The organism is Perlucidibaca piscinae DSM 21586 (assembly GCF_000420045.1).
Taxonomy (GTDB): domain Bacteria; phylum Pseudomonadota; class Gammaproteobacteria; order Pseudomonadales; family Moraxellaceae; genus Perlucidibaca; species Perlucidibaca piscinae.
The window spans coordinates 96,263-117,716 of sequence record NZ_ATUE01000005.1 but is presented as its reverse complement, the minus strand read 5'-3'; the positions used below and the strand labels follow the sequence as shown (position 1 = coordinate 117,716).

Sequence of the window (21,454 nt, the reverse complement as noted above, 5' to 3'; positions counted from 1 at the left end):
CCGCAGGGCCTGGCGAGTCGAGCTCAAAAACGGAATCCCCGGTGCAGGGCAACGATGCCGCCCGTGAGGTTGTGGTAGTCGCAGCGTTCGAAGCCAGCCTGCTCCATCATGCCCTTGAGGGTGTCCTGGTCCGGGTGCATGCGGATGGACTCGGCCAGGTAGCGGTAGCTGTCGGCATCGTTGGCGACCAGCTTGCCCATCATCGGCAGCAGGCTGAAGGAGTAGGCATCGTAGGCCTTGGCCAGCGGCTCGATGACCGGCTTGGAGAATTCCAGCACCAGCAGGCGACCGCCAGGCTTCAGCGACTGGTACATGGAGCGCAGGGCGGCATCCTTGTCGGTCACGTTGCGCAGGCCGAAGGCGATGGTGATGAGGTCGAAGCTGCCGGGGGCGAAAGGCAGGCATTCGGCGTTGGCCTGCACGAAGGCGATGCGGGTCTCGCCCGTGTCGAGCAGCTTGTCGCGACCCACCGAAAGCATGGAGGCGTTGATGTCGGCGAGGATGACCTGGCCCTGGTCACCGACCTCGCGCATGAAGGCGCGTGCGAGGTCACCGGTGCCGCCGGCGATGTCGAGCACGCGCTGGCCCGGCCGCACTCCCGACATCTCGATGGCGAAGCGCTTCCAGAGACGATGGATGCCGAGTGACATGAGGTCGTTCATGAGGTCGTACTTGGCGGCCACGGAGTGGAAGACCTCGGCGACCTTGCCGGCCTTTTCCTCGCGGCGAACGGTCTGGTAGCCGAAGTGCGTGGTCTCGCCGGCGGCCTGCGCGTCCGGGCGTGCGCCAGTGGCGAGGGGGCCGTTGGCCGGGGGCAGGGGGCGTCGCTCGGTCATGCGCTGTCTCGCGGGCAGAAGGGATCGGGGTGTCCGGCATCCAGTCGGTCGAGGATACGACTTTCCCGGGCGATGAACAGGTCCAGGAAGTCGGCCACCGAGCTCATCGGCTTCATCACCGCAAAGCCCTTGGCCATGAAATCGTAGAGGCCGGCCAGGCCGGCCATGCGTGCCGGACGCGCCGCCATCTTGAAGGTCGCGGTGATCAGACGCGAGCGGACATAGCGATCCAGACCGAGACCGAGCTCGCGCAGGAGGTCGATCTGCTGGTTCCTGGCCTCGCGCTGCTGCAGGCGTCGGTAGCTGGCGATGAGCTGGGCACTGTCCGGCGCAGTGATGCCATGTGCCAGCAGATCGGCGGCCACGGCCTCGTCAAGCTCGCCGGTGAGGGCGTTGCACTCGACGGCAAAGGCGGCGGTGCGCATCACCGAATCCGGCAGCATGCGTACCGCCACCGGCAGGGCGCGCTCGATTTCGCGCGCCAGCTCGTTGAGGTCGAGGCCGGTGTAGATCTCGCTCAGGAAGAACTCGGTGATGGGCGCGTGCGTGGCACTGGCCAGCGAGTCGGCATGGGTGTCACGCATGCGGGCGGTCTGCAGCTGCTGCACGGCGCCGACCACGGCGGCCAGATCGGCATCGCTGTGGCGTGTCCAGGCGCGGTAGCGGGCAATGCCGTGACGAATGCGCGTGGCGCTGCTGGTTTCCTGTTCCGCTGCTGTCAACGACATGCTGAGGTCCTCACCGGGGTGCTGGTCCGGCATGTCTGCGTGCCGGCGTGCTGCGCTGTCCATGAAACGGTTCCGCGATCAGAGAATGAAACGGCTCAGGTCTTCGTCCTGAACCAGTGCGCCAAGATGTTCGTCGACATCGGCCGGGGTGATCTGCAGCGTTTCGCCGCCACACTGGCTGGCGAGATCGGCGGCCTCGAAACCGATGCGTTCGAGCAGACGTTCCATGACCGTGTGCAGACGACGGGCACCGATGTTCTCGGTGCGCTCGTTGACCTGCCAGGCCACTTCCGCGAGCTTGCGCACGGTCTCCGGCTGGAAGCTGATGTGCAGGCCTTCGGTGGCGAGCAGCGCCTTGTACTGCTCGGTCAGCGAGAAGCTGGGCTCGGTCAGGATGCGCTCGAAGTCGTTCGGTCCCAGCGCCTCCAGCTCGACACGGATGGGCAGGCGGCCCTGCAGCTCGGGAATCAGGTCGGACGGCTTGGCGAGGTGGAAGGCGCCGGAGCAGATGAACAGGATGTGATCCGTCTTCACCATGCCGTACTTGGTGTTCACCGTGCAGCCTTCGATCAGCGGCAGCAGGTCACGCTGCACGCCTTCGCGTGACACGTCGGCGCCCTGGGTTTCACCACGGCGACAGACCTTGTCGATTTCGTCGATGAAGACGATGCCCTGCTGCTCGACTGCCGTCAGGGCGCGGGCCTTGAGGTCCTCGTCACTGACCAGCCTGGCCGCTTCCTCATCGCGCGCACGCTTGAGCGCTTCGCGAATCTTCAGGCGCTGGGCCGACTGCTTGCCGGCACCGAGTCCGGCGAACAGCTTCTGCAGCTGGTTGCCCATGTCTTCCATGCCGGGCGGCGTCATCAGTTCCACCGAGGGGGCGGCCTGGCTGAGCTCGATCTCGATTTCCTGCTCGTCGAGCTCGCCGTTGCGCAGCTTGCGCCGGAACAGCTGGCGAGTGGCGTTGTCAGTCTTGTCGGCCGCCGGCGGTGGCGTGGTGCTGTCCCAGGGCGTGGCCGGGGCCCGCGCCGGACGCAGCAGCACGTCGAGAATGCGGTCTTCGGCGGCCTCGTCAGCGCGCTGGCCGACACCGGCGATGGCCTGCTCGCGCACCATCTTCAGGGCCATGTCGGCGAGGTCGCGGACGATGGTCTCGACGTCGCGGCCGACATAGCCGACTTCGGTGAACTTGGTGGCTTCGACCTTGATGAAGGGGGCGTTGGCGAGCTTGGCCAGGCGACGCGCGATCTCGGTCTTGCCGACGCCGGTCGGGCCTATCATCAGGATGTTCTTGGGCGTGACCTCATGGCGCAGGTCCTCGGCCAGCTGCATGCGCCGCCAGCGGTTGCGCAGGGCCAGGGCGACGGCACGCTTGGCGGCGGTCTGGCCGATGATGTGGCGATCGAGTTCATGCACGATTTCGCGCGGGGTCATGGCAGTCATGGCAGTTACCAGTCCAGGCTTTCGAGCGTGTGGTGATGGTTGGTGTAGACGCAGATGTCGCCAGCCACGGTGAGGCCGTACTTGACGATCTCGGCGGCTGACAGCTCGCTGTGGTCGACCAGGGCCCGGGCGGCGGCGAGTGCGTAGTTGCCGCCGGAGCCGATGGCGATGATGCCGTGCTCGGGCTCAAGCACGTCGCCGTTGCCGGTGATGATCAGCGAAGCCTGCCTGTCGGCCACCGCGAGCAGCGCTTCGAGGCGGCGCAGGGTGCGGTCGGTGCGCCAGTCCTTGGCCATTTCCACGGCGGCACGCACGAGATGGCCGCTGTGCTTCTCGAGCTTGGCCTCGAAGTAGTCGAACAGCGTGAACGCGTCGGCGGTGCCGCCGGCGAAGCCGGCAATGACCTGGTCACGGTGCAGGCGGCGGACCTTGCGGGCATTGCCCTTCATCACCGTGTTGCCCAGCGAGACCTGGCCGTCGCCGCCGAGCACGACGCTGTTGCCGCGACGTACGGAAAGAATGGTGGTCATGGGGTGGCATCTCCTGTGGCCGGCGCCGGGGCCGTGGTGGGAATGGCATCGATGCCCTGTTCCGCCAGCAGCGTGCGCGCCTCGTCCAGGCGTTCCTGGCCGGTCAGCGGTCCGATCAGCACGCGATGCAGGACCGGGCCGGCGTCCACGCTGCCTTCACGCACACGACCGGGCAGGCCCAGTTCGCGAATGCGTTCGCGCTGCAGCTCGGCCTCGGCGCCATCCCGGAAGGCGCCTGCCTGCAGCCAGTAGGGGGTGGTGTCGACGGCATCGGTCCGGGTGCTGTCGCTGGTGGCCGGCATCGGCCGTGGTGGCGGACGATTGTCGAGCTGACGGGTCGGCAGCACTTCCTGCTGCGGCAGGATGTCGTAGAAGGCGAAGCGCTCGGCCGGCGCCGGTTCGGTCCTGGTGTCGGCGGGCTTGGCGGCAGTCTTGCCTGCGCTGGCATCGAGCGCGGCCGGCACGGTGGCGACATCGGCAGGCGCCTGGCGACGGGCGTAGACGATGACGGCGATCAAGGTGGCCAGCAGAAGCACGCCGAGCACGATGCGTCCGGGCTTGATGCGTCGCCGGGCGGGTGCGCTGCCACGCCGTTGCTGCGCACGCGCGACGCTCTGGCGGCCGCCACGGGCATGCTGGCGGCCGGAGTTGCTGCCGGGGCGAGGCGAACGGCTGGCGCCCCGGGGGGGCGGGCTCTTGGCCATGACACGTATCCTCTGCTGGTCGGCTTACATGCGATCCGGCGCGCTCACGCCAAGCAGACCGAGGCCGTTGGCGATGACGCGCTGTACCGCCAGGCTCACGGTCAGACGCGCGTTGCGCACGGCGGCATCGTCAATGAGCATCTTGTGGGTGTTGTAGTAGCCGTGGAAGGCCTGGGCCAGATCGCGCAGGGCATAGGTGAGCTGGTGCGGGGCGCGCTGGCGGGCGGCCGCGGCGACGGCATCCGGCCAGGCGGCCAGACGCTTGAGCAGATCATCCAGACCGCTGTCATCGAGCATGGGCAGGGCGGCAAGACCGGCGCTCTGGTCATGCGCCCAGCCGCGCGTTTCCAGCTCGCGGAACACGCTGGCGACACGAGCGTGCGCGTACTGCAGGTAGTACACCGGGTTGTCGGCGGACTGCGAGCGCGCGAGGTCGATGTCGAACTCGAGGTGCTGCTCCGGCGAGCGCGTCAGGTAGAAGAAGCGAGTAGCGTCGTTGCCGGCTTCCTCGATCAGCTGCTGCAGGGTCACGAAGTTGCCCGAACGCTTGCCCATGCGGCCTGATGACAGCGTGACGAACTGGATCAGCGCGACGTGGAAGCGGTCGCCCTGACCGGTCAGGGCCTCGATGGCGGCGCGCACGCGGGCAATGTAGCCGTGGTGGTCGGCACCCCAGACGTCGATCAGGGTGTCGAAGCCGCGGTCGAGCTTGTCGAGGTGGTAGGCCACGTCGGCGGCGAAATAGGTGTGGATGCCGTTGTCGCGGATCAGCACGCGGTCCTTCTCGTCGCCGAGCGCGCTGGTGCGCAGCCAGACCGCGCCGTTCTGCTCGTAGACGTGGCCGCGCTCGCGCAGGCGAGCCACGGCACGGTCGATGGCACCACTCTCGGCCAGCGTGCGCTCCGAGTACCACTGGTCGAAGTCGACGCTGAAGGCATCCAGCGTGTGACGGATGGCCGCGAGCTGGGTGTCGAGGCCGAAGTCCTGGACCGTGCGGTAGTCAGCGCCGAGCAGGTCGCGCACACGGCTGATGATGGCGTCGAGATAGGTTTCCTTGCCGGCCTTGATGTCGTCGCCCTCGCCCTCGGGGTCTTCCGGCAGGCCGGCGACGACGTCGGCCCAGGGCCGGAACCAGGCACGGCCGTCACGGGCCATGAGCGCCTGCGCGCAGTCCTTGACGTAGTCGGCGGGGTAGGCGCGCGAGGGAACCTGCACGGTCTCGCCGCAGGCTTCCAGATAGCGCGCGTAGACCGACACGGCGAGCACGTCGGCCTGGCGGCCGGCGTCGTTGATGTAGTACTCGCGGTGCACGTCGAAGCCGGTGGCCTTGAGCAGGTTGCCCAGGGTGGAGCCGTAGGCGGCACCACGACCATGGCCGACATGCATGGGGCCGGTCGGGTTGGCGGAGACGAACTCCAGCAGCACCTTCTCGCCCTGGCCGATGTTCGGCGAGCAGAAGCCGGTCACGTCATCCAGGATCTGCCGTATGACGGCGAAGCGGCTGTCGCTGCTGAGGAAGAAGTTGATGAAGCCGGGGCCGGCGATCTCGACCTTGCTCACGGCCGGATCGGCGGGCAGGGCGGCAACCAGGGCCTCGGCGATGTCGCGCGGCTTGCGACCGGCGGCCTTGGCCGACGCCAGCGCCAGGTTGGTGGCCCAGTCGCCGTGTGCGGCATCGCGGGTGCGGTCAAGCTGGATGACCGGCGTGAAGTCGGCGGGCAGCACGCCGTTCTGGTGCAGGGTGGCAATCGCGGAGGACAACAGCGCGTCAAGCACGGGTTTCATCGGAGCATCTGACCGTGGTGGTGTGAAAACGGTCGCGATTGTACCAACAAAAAAGGCGACCCTGTCGCCAGAGGTCGCCTTTTCCGGGGCGGTGCAGCTTACTTCTTGAAGCTGCGGGCGCCGAAGCGCTGCTTGAACTTGTCGATGCGACCGCCAGTGTCCACGACCTTCTGGGTGCCGGTGTAGAACGGGTGGCAGGCCGAGCAGACGTCGATGGAGAAGTTCTTGCAGGTCGTGGAACGGGTTTCGAACACGTTGCCGCACGAGCAGGTCACGGTTACAGCTTCATACTTCGGGTGGATATCAGCGCGCATCTTGATCACCAAATCAGTGAGAAAGGGAAAGTCGGCTCGCACTCCCGGACAGTCGACGACAGGCGTCGGCATAGTCGCGGGCACGAGGCCGGACCGATCTCTTGGCCCACCGTGAAGGTCTCTTGATCACAGCCGGGCACAACAAGGCCGCGAAGTATAGAGGCTGATCAGGATTTCGCCAAGTCATCGCGAGGCTGGCGCTGGCAAGCCGGACCCGGGGTGCTAGGCTAGCCGCATGACTGTTCTTCGCCTCGCTCTGCCATCGCCGCTGCGCCAGCTCTTCGACTATCGCCTGCCTGCCGGCTGGCCGGTGCCTGAGCCGGGGGTGCGGGTGCGGGTGCCGTTCGGTCGTCGCGAGGTCATCGGCGTGCTGATCGAGGTGGCGACAGACAGCGTCTGGCCGGCGGAGAAGCTCCGGCCGGTGCTGGCCGTGCTGGATGACGCCGCGGTGTTGCCGGCGACGCTGTGGCAGCTGGCGCTGTGGGCCGCACGTTATTACCAGCACCCGCTCGGGGATGCCCTGAGCCAGATGCTGCCGGTGTTGCTGCGCCAGGGCGAGGCGGCCGAGCCGGAGCCGCTGCGGCGCTGGCAGCTTACTGCCCGCGGTCGCGCGCTGGCACCCGATGCCTTGCGCCGTGCGGTGCGTCAGCAGGCGGCCTGGGATGCGCTGGCAGCGCATCCGCAGGGGTTGGGCGAACCGGCGCTGCGTGCGCTCGGCGTGACGCGTGACAGCCTGCAGGCGCTGGCCGCACGCGAGGTGGTCGAGGTGGTTGCGGATGTGCACGAGGTGGCGCTGCCGACGCCAGCGCTGGCGCAGCCGGCCCTGGTCGCCAACAGCGAGCAGGCGGCTGCCGTGGCGGCGGTGATCGCCGATCTCGATGCCTTTGCGGTGTGGCTGCTGCAGGGCGTTACCGGCAGCGGCAAGACCGAGGTCTATCTGCAGGTCATGGCGGCCGTCCTCGCGGCAGGTCGCCAGGTGCTGGTTCTGGTGCCCGAGATCGGCCTGACGCCGCAGACGGTCGCGCGTTTCCAGGCGCGCTTCCGCTGTCCGGTGGCGTGCCTGCACTCCGGCCTCAGCGATCGTCAGCGCCTGCAGGCCTGGCAGGCAGCACGCCGTGGCGAGGCCGGCATCATCCTCGGCACCCGCTCGGCGGTGTTCACACCGTTGCGCCATCCCGGCCTGATCGTGGTGGACGAGGAGCACGACCTGTCGTTCAAGCAGCAGGACGGCTTTCGCTACCACGCGCGTGACGTGGCGCTTCGACGCGGTCAGCTCGAGGGCATCCCGGTGCTGCTGGGGTCGGCCACGCCTGCGCTGGAGAGCCTGGCCAATGTCCAGGCCGGACGCTACCGGCGGCTGGCCTTGACGCAGCGCGCCGGCGGCGCGCAGTCGCCCGCCGTGCGCCTGCTGGACATCCGTGGCGAGAAGCTCGAGGGCGGCATGAGCCAGGCGGCGCTGACCGCCATGACGCAGACCTTGCAGCGTGGCGAGCAGGTTCTGGTCTTCGTCAACCGGCGCGGCTATGCCCCGGTACTGCTCTGCCACGATTGCGGCTGGCAGGCGGACTGCCCGCGCTGTGACGCGCGTCCCACCCTGCATCAGTCACCGTTGCGCCTGCATTGCCATCATTGCGGGCATGAGCGTCAGCCGCCGCGCAGCTGTCCGGACTGCGGCAGCACCGACCTGCGTCCTGCCGGACACGGCACCGAGCGTCTGGAGGAGAGCCTGGGACAGCGTTTTCCGGAGGCGCCCATGTATCGCGTCGATCGTGACAGCACGAGGCGCAAGGGCGCGCTCGAGGACATGCTGAACGAGGTGACGCGCGGCGGTCCGGCGATTCTGGTGGGCACGCAGATGCTGGCCAAGGGACATCATCTGCCCCATGTCACGCTGGTGGTGATTCCGGACTGTGACAGCGGCCTGTTCAGTGCCGACTTCCGGGCCGGCGAGCGGCTGGCCCAGCTGCTGGTCCAGGTGGCGGGCCGCGCCGGTCGGGCCGAGCGCCCGGGACAGGTGCTGCTGCAGACGCGGCAGCCCGAGCATCCGCTGCTGACCGTGCTGCTCGGGCAGGGTCACATGGCCTGTGCCCGTCTGCTGCTGCAGGAGCGGGCCCTGCTCGGGTTGCCGCCATCCGGTCATCTGGCCTTGCTGCGTGCCGAGGCGGTGCAGCTGGAGCGTCCTCTGCAGTTCCTGCAGCGAGCCGCGGTCGAGGTCATGGCCGCGGGTGGCGGCGTGGCGGCGTGGGGGCCGGTGCCAGCGCCGATGACGCGCAAGGCGGGTCTGCACCGGGTGCACCTGCTGCTCAAGGCCGAGCAGCGTGCCAGCCTGCAGCAGGCCCTGAGCCGGCTGCTGCCCTGGCTGGAGAGTCTGCCGGAGGGGCGTCAGGTGCGCTGGTCTGTCGACGTCGACCCGCAGGAGCTGGTCTAGGCCGGGCAGGGCGCACTCAGGGCTGCACGGGTGAGAGTGTCTCGGGCGCATGTGCTGCCGTTGGCTCGGCAGGAGATGCTGCCGATGCGCCGTCAGTCGGCGCGGTCAGGACGTCACCATCGTCGGGGCTGTTGACACCATCCATGGCGCCGTCCTCTGGCGGCAGGTCGACCGGTTTCGGTGGGGGCGAGGGACGCATTTCTGCTCGGAACAGCTCGTCCACACCCTCCGGATCATCGGCAGCGACGGCTTCTCCGGTCAGGCGATTGATGCGTGCCGTGGCCATGCCTGCCGGCATCGGCGGACGTGTGCTGGGCACGCCGCGCAGGGCCGTGGCCATGTACTGGTTCCAGATCGGCAGCGCGGCATAGCCGCCGTATTCGACCTTGCCGAGGCTGCGCGGCTCGTCGAAGCCTACCCAGGAGACCGCCACCATGCGGCCGTTGAAGCCGGCGAACCAGGCATCGCGCGCCTCGTTGGTGGTGCCGGTCTTGCCGGCCAGGTCGTCCCGGCCGAGGCTGAGCGCGCCACGTCCGGTGCCGCGCCGGATCACGTCCTGCAGGATGGAGTACATCTGCGCGGCAGCGCGCGGGCGCATGATGCGCAGTGCCACCGGATAGCTCGGCGTGTACACGGTCGGGCTGGGGTCGCTGATGCTCATGTCATTGCCGCTGCCGGAGATCATGCCGGGGATGCCGTTCTCGTCGGTGCTGACGATGGCACCGTCAGCAACTGGCGGATTGACCGGAATCACTTCCGGTGCCTCGGCCTGGCCGTCCGACGTGATCACCGGGGCGGCCATGGGCAGCTCGCAGGGACGGCAGACGCGGCGCGGATTGGCCTGGAACACCACCTTGCCCTGGCGGTCGACAACCTTCTCGATGAAATAGGGGTGCACGCGCAGGCCGCCGTTGGCGATGGCGGCATAGGCGGTCGCCATCTGGATCGGCAGCACCTCGGCCGAACCCAGGGCCAGGGTCAGGTCGCGCGGCATGCGGCTTTTGTCGAGACCGAAGCGGGTCAGGTATTCGCGGGCGCTGTCGACGCCGACGGCCTGCAGCAGGCGGATCGAGACCAGGTTGCGCGACAGGTAGAGGGCGCGACGCAGGGTGATCGGACCCATGAACTCGCCGTCCGAGTTGCTCGGCTCCCAGTCGCCGAAGGTCAGCGGCGCATCGTCGATCAGGCTGGCCGGCGTGTAGCCGCGCTCCAGCGCCTTGCTGTAGATCAGCGGCTTGATGGTGGAGCCGGCCTGACGCCAGCTCTGCACGGCCCGGTTGAACTTGGACTGGCCGAAGTCGAAGCCGCCGACCACGGCCTCGATGGCGCCATTGTCCGGATTGATGGCGATGAGCTGGCCCTGCACCTGCGGAATCTGCGCCAGTCGCCAGCCCTTGCCTGCCGGCTGCACACGGATGATGTCGTCGACAGCCACCAGATCACGGGCGCTGCGCGGCGCCGGTCCGATGCTGTCGACGGAGAGCTGCTTGCGGGCCCAGCGCCAGGTGGCCGGGCCCAGGGTGAGGGTTTCGCCGCTGCGCAGCTGCGCGGTGATCTGCTGGTCGCTGACCTTGATCACCTGTGCCGGTTCGAGGTTGCCGACGCGACGCAGCTCCTTCAGTGCGGTCTTCTTCACCGAGCCCTCGACGCCGCGCCAGCCGTGGCGCTGGTCATAGGCCAGCAGGCCGCTGATGACGGCGTCGCTGGCGGCATTCTGGGCCGCTGCCGACACCGTGGTGTAGACCTTGTAGCCGCTGTCATAGACGTCCTTGCCGAAACGCTCAAGCAGGGACTCGCGCACCATTTCCGAGAGCCAGGGGGCCTGCACGTCCTGCAGGCTGGCCTTGAAGTTCAGACCCACCGGTGCCCGCACGGCCTGGGCGTGAGCGGACTTGCTGATGTAGCCGAGCTTGAGCATGCGACCGAGAATCCAGTCGCGGCGAATCAGGGCGCGCTGCGGATTGCTGATCGGGTTGTACTTCGACGGCGCCTTGGGCAGGCCGGCGATCATCGCCATCTCGGCCAGGGTCAGCTGCTTCACGGTTTTGCCGTAGTAGATCTTGGCGGCGGCACCGATGCCGTAGGCGCGCTGACCCAGGTAGATCTTGTTGAGGTAGAGCTCGAGGATCTCCTGCTTGGTCAGCGAGTCCTCGATGCGCTTGGCCAGCATGATTTCGGTGAGCTTGCGGCTGAACGTGCGCTCGTTGCTGAGGAAGTAGTTCTTCGCCACCTGCATGGTGATGGTGGAACCGCCGGAGCGGATGTTGCCGGTGGTGACGATTTCGCTGAAGGCGCGTCCCAGGCCGGCATAGTCGATGCCCTCGTGCTCGAAGAAGCGATCGTCCTCGGCGGCCAGGAAGGCCTGGATGAAGAGCTTGGGCACTTCCGCGTATTTCAGGGGGATGGTGTGCTTGACGCCGAATTCGCTGATCAGCTTGCCGTCACGCGTGTAGACCTGAAGCGGGGTTTCGTAGCGGACTTCCTTGAGGGTCGAGATGTCCGGCAGCTGCGGCGTGAGCGCGAGATAGGAGCCGCTGGCGCCGAGGGTGATCCCGGTCAGGGCCAGGCCCAGCCAGCGCAACGGGCGAAACGACGAGACAGCGGTCATCGGGGCTACCTGCAAGCAGTCCGGCACGGACGGGGCGCCTAGTATATGTCAGTCCGTGGCAGGGAATCGCGCCTGCCGCTGGCGCCTCCGACAGGCCGTTGCTACACCTGATGCAGGGTCTGGTCGGGAGCGCGTCATGACGGCAGGGCAACGGGGCGGGCGGGCGCTGCTGTTTGTGCTCATGGTGCAGGCATTGCCGGCCCGGGCCGAGCGTCTGATCACGCTGGATGTGCAGGAGGCGGATGCGCGCGCCATCCTGATGCAGGTGGCCGAGGCCGGCGGGCTCGACCTGTCGCTGAGCGAGTCGGTGAAGGGCCGGCTCTCGCTGCGGGTCAGTCGTCAGCCGGCCTTGTCGGTGCTGGACGGCATTCTGCTCGGGCATGGCTGGGGGCGGGACGGGCAGGGCCGGCGCTGGCTGGTGGCTCCGCTCGACGAGCTGGCGCTCCGGGCCCGCCAGGCCCGTGAATGGCAGACCGCCCAGGAAGCGCGTCTGGCGCTGGACACCCGCCTGATCCCCCTGCGCCATGCCCGTGCCGTTGATCTGGCCCGGCTCGCTGCCGAGGCGGGCGCTGGCGAGCGCCTGCTCGGTCCGCGCGGTCGCGTCGATGCCGATGCCCGCACCAATACCCTGCTGGTGACCGATCATGCCGGTCGACTGGCGCGCTGGCCGGCATGGCTGGAGGTGCTCGACCGGCCGGGCCGGCAGGTGGTGGTGGAGACCCGGCTGGCGGCGGTGTCGCGCACGCGGGCCAGCCAGATCGGCCTGGAGTGGGGCTTCCAGCGCCCCTCGGTGGCGGCACGGGTGCCGCTGGCGGTGGCCGGCAGCGATGTGTCCAGCCTGCGCTACGGCCTGCTGGCGGTCGACGGCAAGACCCTGGATGTCACCTTGTCGGCGCTGGAGTCGCGAGGTGATGGCGAGATCATTGCCCGGCCCGGCGTCATGACCGCCGAGCAGCAGACCGCACGCATCGCGTCCGGTCAGCAGATTCCCTATCAGGAGACCACGCAGAGTGGCGCCAGCACCACGCGCTTCATTCATGCCGAACTGAGCCTGGAGGTGACGCCCAGCATCTCGGCCGATGGTGACATCCAGCTCGACATACGGCTCAGCCAGGACAGTCCCGGCGAGCTGCAGCCCAGCGGCGCCCGCGCCATCGAGACCAACCGCCTGAGCACGCAGGTGCGCATGCGTCATGGCGAGACCCTGATGCTGGGAGGAATTTTTCGTCAGCAGCACGCGAACAGTGTCAGTCGGGTGCCCGGACTGGGTAATATCCCCGTTCTTGGGGTGCTGTTCCGTCGCCAGTTGCGGCGCGAGGACAGGCAGGAGCTGCTGGTGTTCGTGACGCCGCGTCTTGCCGAGGACGGCGTTGTGCCGGCACTGCCGGCAATCGGGAAGGACGATGGCTGAAGCGGTCAACAACATTTTTCTGGTCGGGCCCATGGGGGCGGGAAAGACCACCATAGGCCGTCAGCTTGCTGATCTGCTGCGTTGGGAGTTCGTCGATTCCGACCACGAGATCGAGGCACGCACCGGGGCCAACATTCCCTGGATCTTCGATATCGAGGGGGAGGCCGGCTTTCGTCAGCGCGAATCCCAGGTCATCGACCTGCTCACCCGTCGCCACCACATCGTGCTCGCCACTGGCGGCGGCGCCGTCATGCGGGAAGAGAACCGCCGTCATCTGCATGCGCGCGGCACGGTGATCTATCTCGAAACCTCGGTCGAGCGTCAGCTTGAGCGCACGGCACGCGACAGCAACCGTCCGCTGCTGCAGACGCCGGATCCGCGCGCCCGCCTGACCGAGCTGCTGGCCTTGCGCGACCCGCTGTATCGCGAGGTGGCGCATCACGTCATGCCGACCGAACGGGCAAGCGCGCGTGACGTGGCCTGGCATATTCTTCAGGATCTGGGCTTGCGCCCCCCACGTTGAGCGCGACACGCAGGATGGACATGAGCATCGCACGGCAAACCGTTACCGTCGCCCTTGGTGACCGCAGCTACCCCATTCACATCGGTGCCGGCCTGTTTCGCGATCCGGCCTGTCTGCTGCCGCACATCCGCGGCCGCCAGGTACTGATTGTCAGCAATGACACCGTGGCCCCGCTGTACGCTGCCGCCGTGCGCAGCCTGCTCGAGGCTGGCGGTCTGTCGGTGGCGGCGGTCACGTTGCCCGATGGCGAACAGTTCAAGGACTGGCAGCACCTCAACCTGATCTTCGATGCCCTGCTGCAGGCGCGCTTCACGCGCAAGGCCACGCTGCTGGCCCTGGGCGGGGGCGTGGTCGGTGACATGACCGGCTTTGCCGCGGCCTGCTACCAGCGTGGCGTCGATTTCGTGCAGGTGCCGACCACGCTGCTGTCACAGGTGGACTCGTCGGTGGGCGGCAAGACCGGCATCAATCATCCGCTGGGCAAGAACATGATCGGCGCCTTCATGCAGCCGCGCGTGGTGGTCATCGATACCGACGTGCTCGCGACCCTGCCGGCACGCGAGTTCTCGGCCGGTCTGGCCGAGGTCATCAAGTACGGCCTGATTCGTGACCTGCCGTTCCTGGCCTGGCTGGAGGCGCACATGGATGCCCTCATGGCGCGTGATCCGGCCACCCTGCGCGAGGCCATCGCGCGCTCCTGCATCAACAAGGCCGAGGTGGTGGCTGCCGACGAGCTGGAGCAGAACGATGTACGTGCCCTGCTCAATCTCGGGCACACCTTCGGTCATGCCATCGAGACCGGCATGGGCTATGGCAGCTGGCTGCACGGCGAGGCCGTGGCCACCGGCATGCTGATGGCGGCCGACCTGTCCTGGCGTCTGGGCTGGCTGTCGCAGGCGGACGTGGCGCGCGTGCGCGTGCTGCTGCAGCGTGCCGCGCTGCCGGTAGTGGCACCTGGGGAGCTCGCTGTCGAGGACTTCCTGCGCCACATGGCGGTGGACAAGAAGAATGTCGACGGTCGCCTGCGCCTGGTGCTGCTGCGGGCGCTGGGGCAGGCCGTGGTGACCGATGCGGCTGATCCGGCTCTGCTGCGCGAGACGCTGGCTGCAGGTGCCGGGCTTGGCCGTGCCACGGTGGCCGGGGGTGCGGCATGAGCGCCGGCATGCCGACGCCGGGTGGCGGCGTGGACGCGCAGATCCGTCTGGCGCGGGCCTTGCTGCTGCTGTTCGTGGTCGGTCTGGTGCTGGCCTGGGCGCTGTCGCCGAGTCGCGCCGTCATCACCGAGCGCCTGCTGGGCAACATCGCGTTGTCACAGGAAAGCGGTTTTGATGCCAGCTTTGGCGCCTTCCCTGAGCTGGTCAAGGACAATGGCGGTGCCGTGCCGGTGCCGCCAGAGCCGACTGCCCCGCTGCGCACGCCGGAGTATCGCGGCCTGGCCTGGCTGAACAGCCAGCCGGCCGACGGTTACACCTTGCAGGTGGCGATGATGACGCACGAGCGCGCGGTCGGCGAATTCCTGTTCATGCGCCCCGATCGCGATCGCTTCATCTATTTCAAGGTGCCGGTCATGCCGGATCCGGCCGAGCCCGAGGCCGAGGTGGTCTACCGCTACGCGGTCTGCTACGGCCAGTTCGCCTCGCGCGAAGAGGCTCTGAATGTCGCGGCGGCCATTCCCAATCTGCCTGGCCAGGCCCTGACCCGTTCCTGGAAGCATTACCAGGAACAGCATGCCGCGCTGCCGGAGCCGGTTCCTGTTATCGTCACGCCTGAGGCATCCGGCGCCGATGCCGCAACCGGCCCCGCTCCCGACGTGGTCCCGGCGTCGCCGGCGGCTGCCGAGGCCGTTCCGGGCGGTGTCCCGGTGACCTCCCTGCCGGCAACAGCGGCTGAGGCGGGCGACTGATCGCGTTGTCAGGCTGCGACTGGGTTGCTGATCTATTTTGGTGCAATGGCGAGTCTTTCACTGTGTTTGCGGTGCTTTTATGCACTTATTTTGTGCATTTTTTTGCCAAAATGGCAGGAAAACCAGAAAAGCCCCAATTTCCAGTTGGACTGACAGGCCTAAACCCCTAGTATACGCGTCCCCACTTCTGCGCGCGGGGAGGTACTCTCGTGCGCGAAAGATTTTTAAACCTTTGATTTAAAAGGTAAAATCAGATGCAAGAGCAGACGGTCGTCAACGCGGGCCTTTACCACCCAGATGAGTTTCGTGACAACTGCGGCTTCGGTCTCATTGCCCAGATGCAAGGCCAGGCCAGTCATCATCTGGTACAGACCGCCATCCATTCGCTGAGCTGCATGACTCACCGCGGCGCCATCGCGGCTGACGGCAAGACCGGCGATGGCTGCGGCCTGCTGCTCGCCATGCCCGATGCCTTTTTCCGTGCCGCGGCGCGTGACGAGCTGGGCGTGACCCTGGATGCCACCTTCGCTGTCGGCCTGGTCTTCCTCAATACCGACCCGGCGCTGGCCAAGCGCGCCCGCGACATTCTCGCTGCCGAAGTGGCTCGCGAAGGCATGACGGTCGCCGGCTGGCGCACGGTTCCGACCGACAGCAGCATCCTCGGCGAGATCGCGCTGCGTTCGCTGCCAGTGTTCGAGCACATCCTGGTCAATGCCGGCACGCTGGATGCCGTCGACGCCAACCGCAAGCTGTTCCTTGCCCGTCGTCGTGCCGAGCACCAGCTCAAGAACGATCCGCTGTTCTATGTCACCACGCTGTCGACCCAGGTCATCTCCTACAAGGGCCTGGTGATGCCGGCCGACCTGCCGAGCTTCTACAAGGATCTGGGCGACGAACGCATGGCCACGCACATCTGCGTGTTCCACCAGCGCTTCTCGACCAACACCCTGCCGCGCTGGCCGCTGGCACAGCCGTTCCGCTACCTCGCGCACAACGGTGAAATCAACACCGTCAGCGGCAATCGCAACTGGGCGCTGGCACGTACGCCGAAATTCGTCACTCCGCTGCTGCCCGGCCTGACCGAGCTGACGCCGCTGGTCAACCGCACCGGCTCCGACTCCTCCTCCATGGACAACATGCTGGAGATCCTGCTCGGTGGCGGCATGAGCCTGTTCCGTGCCCTTCGCATGCTGGTGCCGCCAGCCTGGCAGAACGTCGAGTCCATGGACGCCGACCTGCGTGCGTTCTACGAATACAACGCCAAGCACATGGAAGCCTGGGATGGTCCGGCCGGCTTGGTCATCACCGACGGCCGCTACGCCGTCTGCATGCTGGATCGCAACGGTCTGCGTCCGGCGCGCTGGGTGATCACCAAGAATGGCTACATCACGCTGGCCTCGGAAATCGGTGTCTGGGACTACGCGCCGGAAGACGTCGTGTCCAAGGGCCGTGTCGGCCCCGGCAAGATCATCGCCGTAGACACCCGGACCGGCCAGCTGCTGGAAAATGATGCTGTCGATGCCCTGCTGAAGAATGCCCAGCCCTACAAGCAGTGGCTGCGCAAGGAGGCCCGTCGCATCGAGACCGACGCCGACCTGGAGCGCTCGCTGCTTGGTCGCGCAGACCGCAGTCTGCTCAATACCTACCAGAAGATGTTCCTGGTCACCTCCGAGGAGCGCGACCAGATCATACGTCCGCTCGCCGAATCCGGTCAGGAAGCCGTCGGCTCCATGGGTGATGACACCCCGATGGCGGTGCTGTCGCGTCGCGTGCGCCACCAGGCCGACTACTTCCGTCAGCAGTTCGCGCAGGTCACCAACCCGCCCATCGATCCGCTGCGCGAAGCCATCGTGATGTCGCTGGAAACCGCCTTCGGCCCCGAGATGAACATCTTCGAGGAAACCCCGGAGCATGCGCGTCGCGTCATCGTGTCGTCGCCGGTGCTGTCGCACTCCAAGTTCGCCCAGCTCAAGCAGGTTGACCTGCCCGGCTTCGGCGTCGAGGTCATCGACCTCAACTACGACCAGGACGAAGGCCTGCAGGCCGCGCTCAAGCGCATCTGCGCCCAGGCCGAAGCGGCGGTGAAGGCCGGGCGTTCGCAGCTCGTGCTGTCCGACCGTGCCATCAAGCAGGGCGATCTGCCGATCAGCGCGCTGATGGCCACCGGTGCCGTGCACCACCATCTGATGAACACCGGCTGGCGCTGTGACGCCAACCTGATCGTGGAAACCGGCTTCGCCCGCGACCCGCATCACTTTGCCGTGCTGCTCGGTTTCGGCGCCACTGCCGTCTACCCCTACCTGGCCTACGACATCATTGCCGACATGGCCCGCAACGGCGAGATCCTCGGCGATCCGCTGGAGGCCCAGGGCTATTTCCGCAAGGGCATCGACAAGGGGCTGCTCAAGATCATCTCCAAGATGGGCATTTCCACGATTGCCTCCTATCGCGGCGCCCAGCTGTTCGAGGCCGTCGGTCTCAACCGCGAGATCATCGACGCCTGCTTCTGTGGCGTGCCCAGCCGCATCCAGGGTGCCGGCTTCGCCGAACTCGAGTCCGACCAGCGCCTGCTCGCCGAGGATGCCTGGAAGGCCCGCAAGGCGCTGGACCAGGGCGGTCTGCTCAAGTTCGTCTACGGCAAGGAGTATCACGCCTTCAACCCGGACGTGATCAACACCCTGCACACCGCCGTGCGCTCGGGCAACTACACCGACTATCTGGCCTATGCCGATCTCGTCAACCAGCGCCCGGTTGCCACCATCCGCGACCTGCTCAAGCTCAAGGCCGCTGCCCAGCCGCTGGCCATCGACGATGTCGAGCCGCTGGAAGCCATCCTGATGCGCTTCGACTCGGCAGGCATGTCGCTGGGCGCGCTGTCGCCGGAGGCTCACGAGTCCATCGCCATCGCCATGAACACCCTGGGCGGACGCTCGAACTCGGGTGAGGGTGGCGAAGATCCGGTGCGCTACGGCACGCTGAAGAATTCCAAGATCAAGCAGGTCGCTTCCGGCCGTTTCGGTGTCACCCCGGCCTACCTGTCCAGCGCCGAAGTGCTGCAGATCAAGGTGGCCCAAGGCGCCAAGCCGGGCGAGGGCGGCCAGCTGCCCGGCGGCAAGGTCAATGCCCTGATCGCGCGTCTGCGCCACTCGGTGCCGGGCGTCACGCTGATCTCGCCGCCGCCGCACCACGACATCTACTCGATCGAGGACCTGTCGCAGCTGATCTTCGACCTCAAGCAGGTCAATCCGCGCGCGCTGGTGTCGGTCAAGCTGGTGTCGGAACCGGGCGTCGGCACCATCGCCGCCGGCGTCGCCAAGGCCTATGCCGACCTCATCACCATTTCCGGCTATGACGGCGGCACCGCCGCCTCGCCGCTGTCGTCCATCCACTACGCCGGTTCGCCGTGGGAGCTCGGCCTGTCCGAAGCGCAGCAGGCGCTGCGTGCCAACGACCTGCGTGGCAAGGTCCGCGTGCAGACCGATGGTGGTCTCAAGACCGGTCTCGACGTGATCAAGGCGGCCATCCTCGGCGCCGAGAGCTTCGGCTTCGGCTCCACGCCGATGATTGCGCTGGGCTGCAAGTACCTGCGCATCTGCCACCTCAACAACTGCGCCACCGGTGTCGCCACGCAGCAGGACAAGCTGCGTCAGGACCACTACATCGGCGAGCCGGAAATGCTGATGAACTTCTTCAAGTTCGTCGCTGCCGAAACCCGCGAGTGGCTGTCGGTGCTTGGCGTGTCCTCGCTGGCCGATCTCATCGGCCGCACCGATCTGCTCGAGATGCTGCCGGGCGAGACCGAGAAGCAGGCACGTCTGGATCTGACCCCGCTGCTCAAGAACGATCACATCCCGGCGGACAAGCCGCAGTTCTGCCAGCAGGCCAAGAACGAGCCCTTCGACCTCGGGCTGCTCGCCGAGCAGATCGTCGAAGCCGTGCTGCCGGCCATCAACGGCAAGACCGGTGGTACCTACCACTTCCGCATCGGCAATTGCGACCGCTCCATCGGTGCCCGTGTTTCCGGCGAGATCGCCCAGCGCCATGGTGACCAGGGCATGGCCGATGCGCCCATCACCCTGAAGTTCACCGGTACCGCCGGCCAGAGCTTCGGTGTCTGGAATGCCGGTGGTCTCAACCTGCATCTGGAAGGTGATGCCAACGACTACGTCGGCAAGGGCATGGCCGGTGGCAAGGTGGTGATCCGTCCGCCGCGCGGTGCGCTCTTCAAGTCGCAGGATACGGCCATCATCGGCAACACCTGTCTGTACGGCGCTACGGGCGGCAAGCTGTTCGCCGCCGGTACCGCCGGCGAGCGCTTCGCCGTGCGCAACTCCGGTTGCCATGCGGTTATCGAAGGTGCCGGCGATCACTGCTGCGAATACATGACCGGCGGTCTGGTCACCGTGCTCGGCCGTACCGGCCTGAACTTCGGTGCCGGCATGACCGGTGGTTTTGCCTACGTGCTTGACCTTGACAACAATTTCTTTGATCACTGCAACCATGAGCTGATCGAGCTGCACCGCATCAGCACCGAGCCGATGGGTCCGCACCGTCAGCATCTCAAGGCCGTGCTCAAGGAGTACGTGGCCGAGACGGACAGCGCCTGGGGTCGCGAGATTCTCGAGCAGTTCGACGATTACCAGCGCAAGTTCTGGCTGGTGAAGCCGAAGGCGGCGAACATCAAGGAACTGCTGAAGACCACCTTCAGCAACCCGCACTAAGCACGACCAGGTATTGAGGGAAGATCATGGCAGAGCGCCTGAACAACGATTTCCAGTTCCTCGACGTGCCGCGTCAGGATCCGGACAAGAAGCCCATCGACGTCCGCAAGGCCGAGTTCGTCGAGATCTACACGCCGTTTTCCACGCCCCAGGTGGAAGACCAGTCGCACCGCTGCCTGGCCTGCGGCAATCCGTACTGCGAGTGGAAGTGCCCGGTGCACAACTACATTCCGAACTGGCTCAAGCTGATTTCGGAAGGCCGCCTGTTCGAGGCCGCCGAACTTTGCCACCAGACCAACACCCTGCCCGAAGTGTGCGGTCGCGTGTGTCCGCAGGATCGTCTCTGCGAAGGCGCCTGCACGCTCAATGACGGCTTTGGCGCAGTCACCATCGGCAACACCGAGAAGTACATCGTCGACACCGCCTTCGCCATGGGCTGGCGTCCCGATCTGTCGCAGGTGAAGCCGACCGGCAAGCGTGTCGCCATCATCGGTGCCGGTCCGGCCGGCCTCGGCTGTGCCGACGTACTGACGCGCAACGGTGTCCAGGCCGTGGTGTTCGACCGCAATCCGGAAATCGGCGGCCTGCTGACCTTCGGCATTCCCGAATTCAAGATGGAAAAGTCGGTGATGGTGCAGCGTCGCCAGATCTTCACCGACATGGGCATCGAGTTCCGCCTCAATACCGACGTCGGCAAGGACGTGGCGTTTGCCGACCTGCTCGCCGAGTTTGATGCCGTGTTCCTCGGCATGGGCACCTACACCTACATGAAGGGCGGCTTCCCGGGCGAAGACCTGCCGGGCGTGCATGACGCGCTCGACTTCCTGATCGCCAACGTCAACCGCAACCTGGGCTTCGAGAAGGATGCCTCGGATTTCATCGACATGGCCGGCAAGAAGGTCGTGGTGCTCGGTGGCGGCGACACCGCCATGGACTGCAACCGCACGTCCATCCGTCAGGGTGCGACCTCGGTGACCTGCGCCTACCGTCGTGACGAGGCCAACATGCCCGGTTCCGCGCGCGAAGTGAAGAATGCCAAGGAAGAGGGCGTGCAGTTCCTCTTCAACCGTCAGCCCATCGAGATCGTCGGTGACGGCGAGCGGGCCACCGGCGTCAAGGTCGTCGAGACCCAGCTCGGTGCGCCCGATGCGCGTGGCCGTCGCAGCCCCGAGCCCATCCCGGGCTCCGAGCAGATTCTGCCGGCCGATGCCGTGGTGCTGGCCTTCGGCTTCCGTCCGAGCCCGGCGCCGTGGTTCGCCGATGTCGGCATCCAGCTCGATGCCTCCGGCCGCGTCGTCGCGCCGGGCGAGGGCAGCTTCAAGCACCAGACCAGCAACCCGAAGATCTTCGCGGGTGGCGACATGGTGCGCGGCTCCGACCTGGTGGTGACCGCCATCTGGGAAGGCCGTCAGGCCGCCGAAGGCATCCTGGACTACCTCGACGTCTGAGTCGTCCGTGGTGCTGAAAAAGCCGGGCCCAGTGCCCGGCTTTTTCGTTCTGGCGGCGCGCCATGAAGGTCT

Annotated in this window: 15 protein-coding genes; 7 read left to right on the top strand and 8 right to left on the bottom strand. The window is 66.9% G+C overall.

Going from position 1 to position 21,454, the window contains the following annotated elements:
- Positions 1 to 23: 23 nt before the first annotated feature.
- The 7 genes from ubiE to rpmE form a co-directional block, all read right to left on the bottom strand.
- Positions 24 to 836 (bottom strand): bifunctional demethylmenaquinone methyltransferase/2-methoxy-6-polyprenyl-1,4-benzoquinol methylase UbiE, encoded by an 813-nt coding sequence (gene ubiE / locus F595_RS12065; protein WP_022954922.1) that lies wholly within the window; start codon positions 834 to 836, stop codon positions 24 to 26.
- A complete protein-coding gene (locus F595_RS0100585) occupies positions 833 to 1,564 on the bottom strand; it encodes an FFLEELY motif protein (protein ID WP_026913071.1) in 732 nt (243 codons plus the stop codon). Before F595_RS0100585 ends, ubiE begins: the two co-directional genes overlap by 4 nt.
- 78 nt (positions 1,565 to 1,642) lie before the next feature.
- Positions 1,643 to 3,007: an ATP-dependent protease ATPase subunit HslU gene (hslU, locus tag F595_RS0100580; protein WP_022954920.1), complete on the bottom strand. Its 1,365-nt coding sequence runs from the start codon at positions 3,005 to 3,007 to the stop codon at positions 1,643 to 1,645.
- Positions 3,008 to 3,012: 5 nt separating this feature from the next.
- Positions 3,013 to 3,537 (bottom strand): ATP-dependent protease subunit HslV, encoded by a 525-nt coding sequence (gene hslV, locus F595_RS0100575; RefSeq protein WP_022954919.1) that lies wholly within the window; start codon positions 3,535 to 3,537, stop codon positions 3,013 to 3,015.
- Positions 3,534 to 4,241: an SPOR domain-containing protein gene (locus F595_RS0100570; protein WP_022954918.1), complete on the bottom strand. Its 708-nt coding sequence runs from the start codon at positions 4,239 to 4,241 to the stop codon at positions 3,534 to 3,536. Before F595_RS0100570 ends, hslV begins: the two co-directional genes overlap by 4 nt.
- A 24-nt stretch (positions 4,242 to 4,265) precedes the next feature.
- A complete protein-coding gene (argS, locus tag F595_RS0100565; protein ID WP_026913069.1) occupies positions 4,266 to 6,026 on the bottom strand; it encodes an arginine--tRNA ligase in 1,761 nt (586 codons plus the stop codon).
- A gap of 98 nt (positions 6,027 to 6,124) precedes the next feature.
- Positions 6,125 to 6,340: a 50S ribosomal protein L31 gene (rpmE, locus tag F595_RS0100560; RefSeq protein WP_026913068.1), complete on the bottom strand. Its 216-nt coding sequence runs from the start codon at positions 6,338 to 6,340 to the stop codon at positions 6,125 to 6,127.
- Positions 6,341 to 6,575: 235 nt separating this feature from the next.
- On the opposite strand from rpmE, the gene F595_RS0100555 reads away from it, so the two are divergent.
- Positions 6,576 to 8,768 carry a primosomal protein N' gene (locus F595_RS0100555; protein ID WP_022954915.1) on the top strand — a complete coding sequence of 731 codons (2,193 nt, stop codon included), beginning with the start codon at positions 6,576 to 6,578 and terminating at the stop codon, positions 8,766 to 8,768.
- A gap of 16 nt (positions 8,769 to 8,784) precedes the next feature.
- Here F595_RS0100555 and F595_RS12060 read toward each other — a convergent pair whose 3' ends face one another.
- On the bottom strand, positions 8,785 to 11,376 hold the full coding sequence (locus tag F595_RS12060) for a penicillin-binding protein 1A (protein ID WP_022954914.1): 2,592 nt from the start codon (positions 11,374 to 11,376) through the stop codon (positions 8,785 to 8,787).
- 136 nt (positions 11,377 to 11,512) lie between these two features.
- Here F595_RS12060 and F595_RS0100545 point away from each other — a divergent pair, with 136 nt between their 5' ends.
- The 6 genes from F595_RS0100545 (at position 11,513) to F595_RS0100520 (ending at position 21,382) form a co-directional block, all read left to right on the top strand.
- Positions 11,513 to 12,787 carry a secretin N-terminal domain-containing protein gene (locus tag F595_RS0100545; RefSeq protein WP_022954913.1) on the top strand — a complete coding sequence of 425 codons (1,275 nt, stop codon included), beginning with the start codon at positions 11,513 to 11,515 and terminating at the stop codon, positions 12,785 to 12,787.
- Positions 12,780 to 13,310 carry a shikimate kinase AroK gene (gene aroK, locus F595_RS0100540; RefSeq protein WP_022954912.1) on the top strand — a complete coding sequence of 177 codons (531 nt, stop codon included), beginning with the start codon at positions 12,780 to 12,782 and terminating at the stop codon, positions 13,308 to 13,310. Before F595_RS0100545 ends, aroK begins: the two co-directional genes overlap by 8 nt.
- Before the next feature lie 20 nt (positions 13,311 to 13,330).
- Entirely contained in the window at positions 13,331 to 14,464 is a 1,134-nt protein-coding gene (gene aroB / locus F595_RS0100535) for a 3-dehydroquinate synthase (RefSeq protein WP_022954911.1), read from the top strand.
- Positions 14,461 to 15,213 (top strand): hypothetical protein, encoded by a 753-nt coding sequence (locus F595_RS0100530; protein WP_156873751.1) that lies wholly within the window; start codon positions 14,461 to 14,463, stop codon positions 15,211 to 15,213. Before aroB ends, F595_RS0100530 begins: the two co-directional genes overlap by 4 nt.
- 254 nt (positions 15,214 to 15,467) lie before the next feature.
- Positions 15,468 to 19,934: a glutamate synthase large subunit gene (gene gltB, locus F595_RS0100525; protein ID WP_022954909.1), complete on the top strand. Its 4,467-nt coding sequence runs from the start codon at positions 15,468 to 15,470 to the stop codon at positions 19,932 to 19,934.
- Between the two features lie 26 nt (positions 19,935 to 19,960).
- Positions 19,961 to 21,382 carry an FAD-dependent oxidoreductase gene (locus F595_RS0100520; RefSeq protein WP_022954908.1) on the top strand — a complete coding sequence of 474 codons (1,422 nt, stop codon included), beginning with the start codon at positions 19,961 to 19,963 and terminating at the stop codon, positions 21,380 to 21,382.
- Positions 21,383 to 21,454 lie beyond the last annotated feature (72 nt).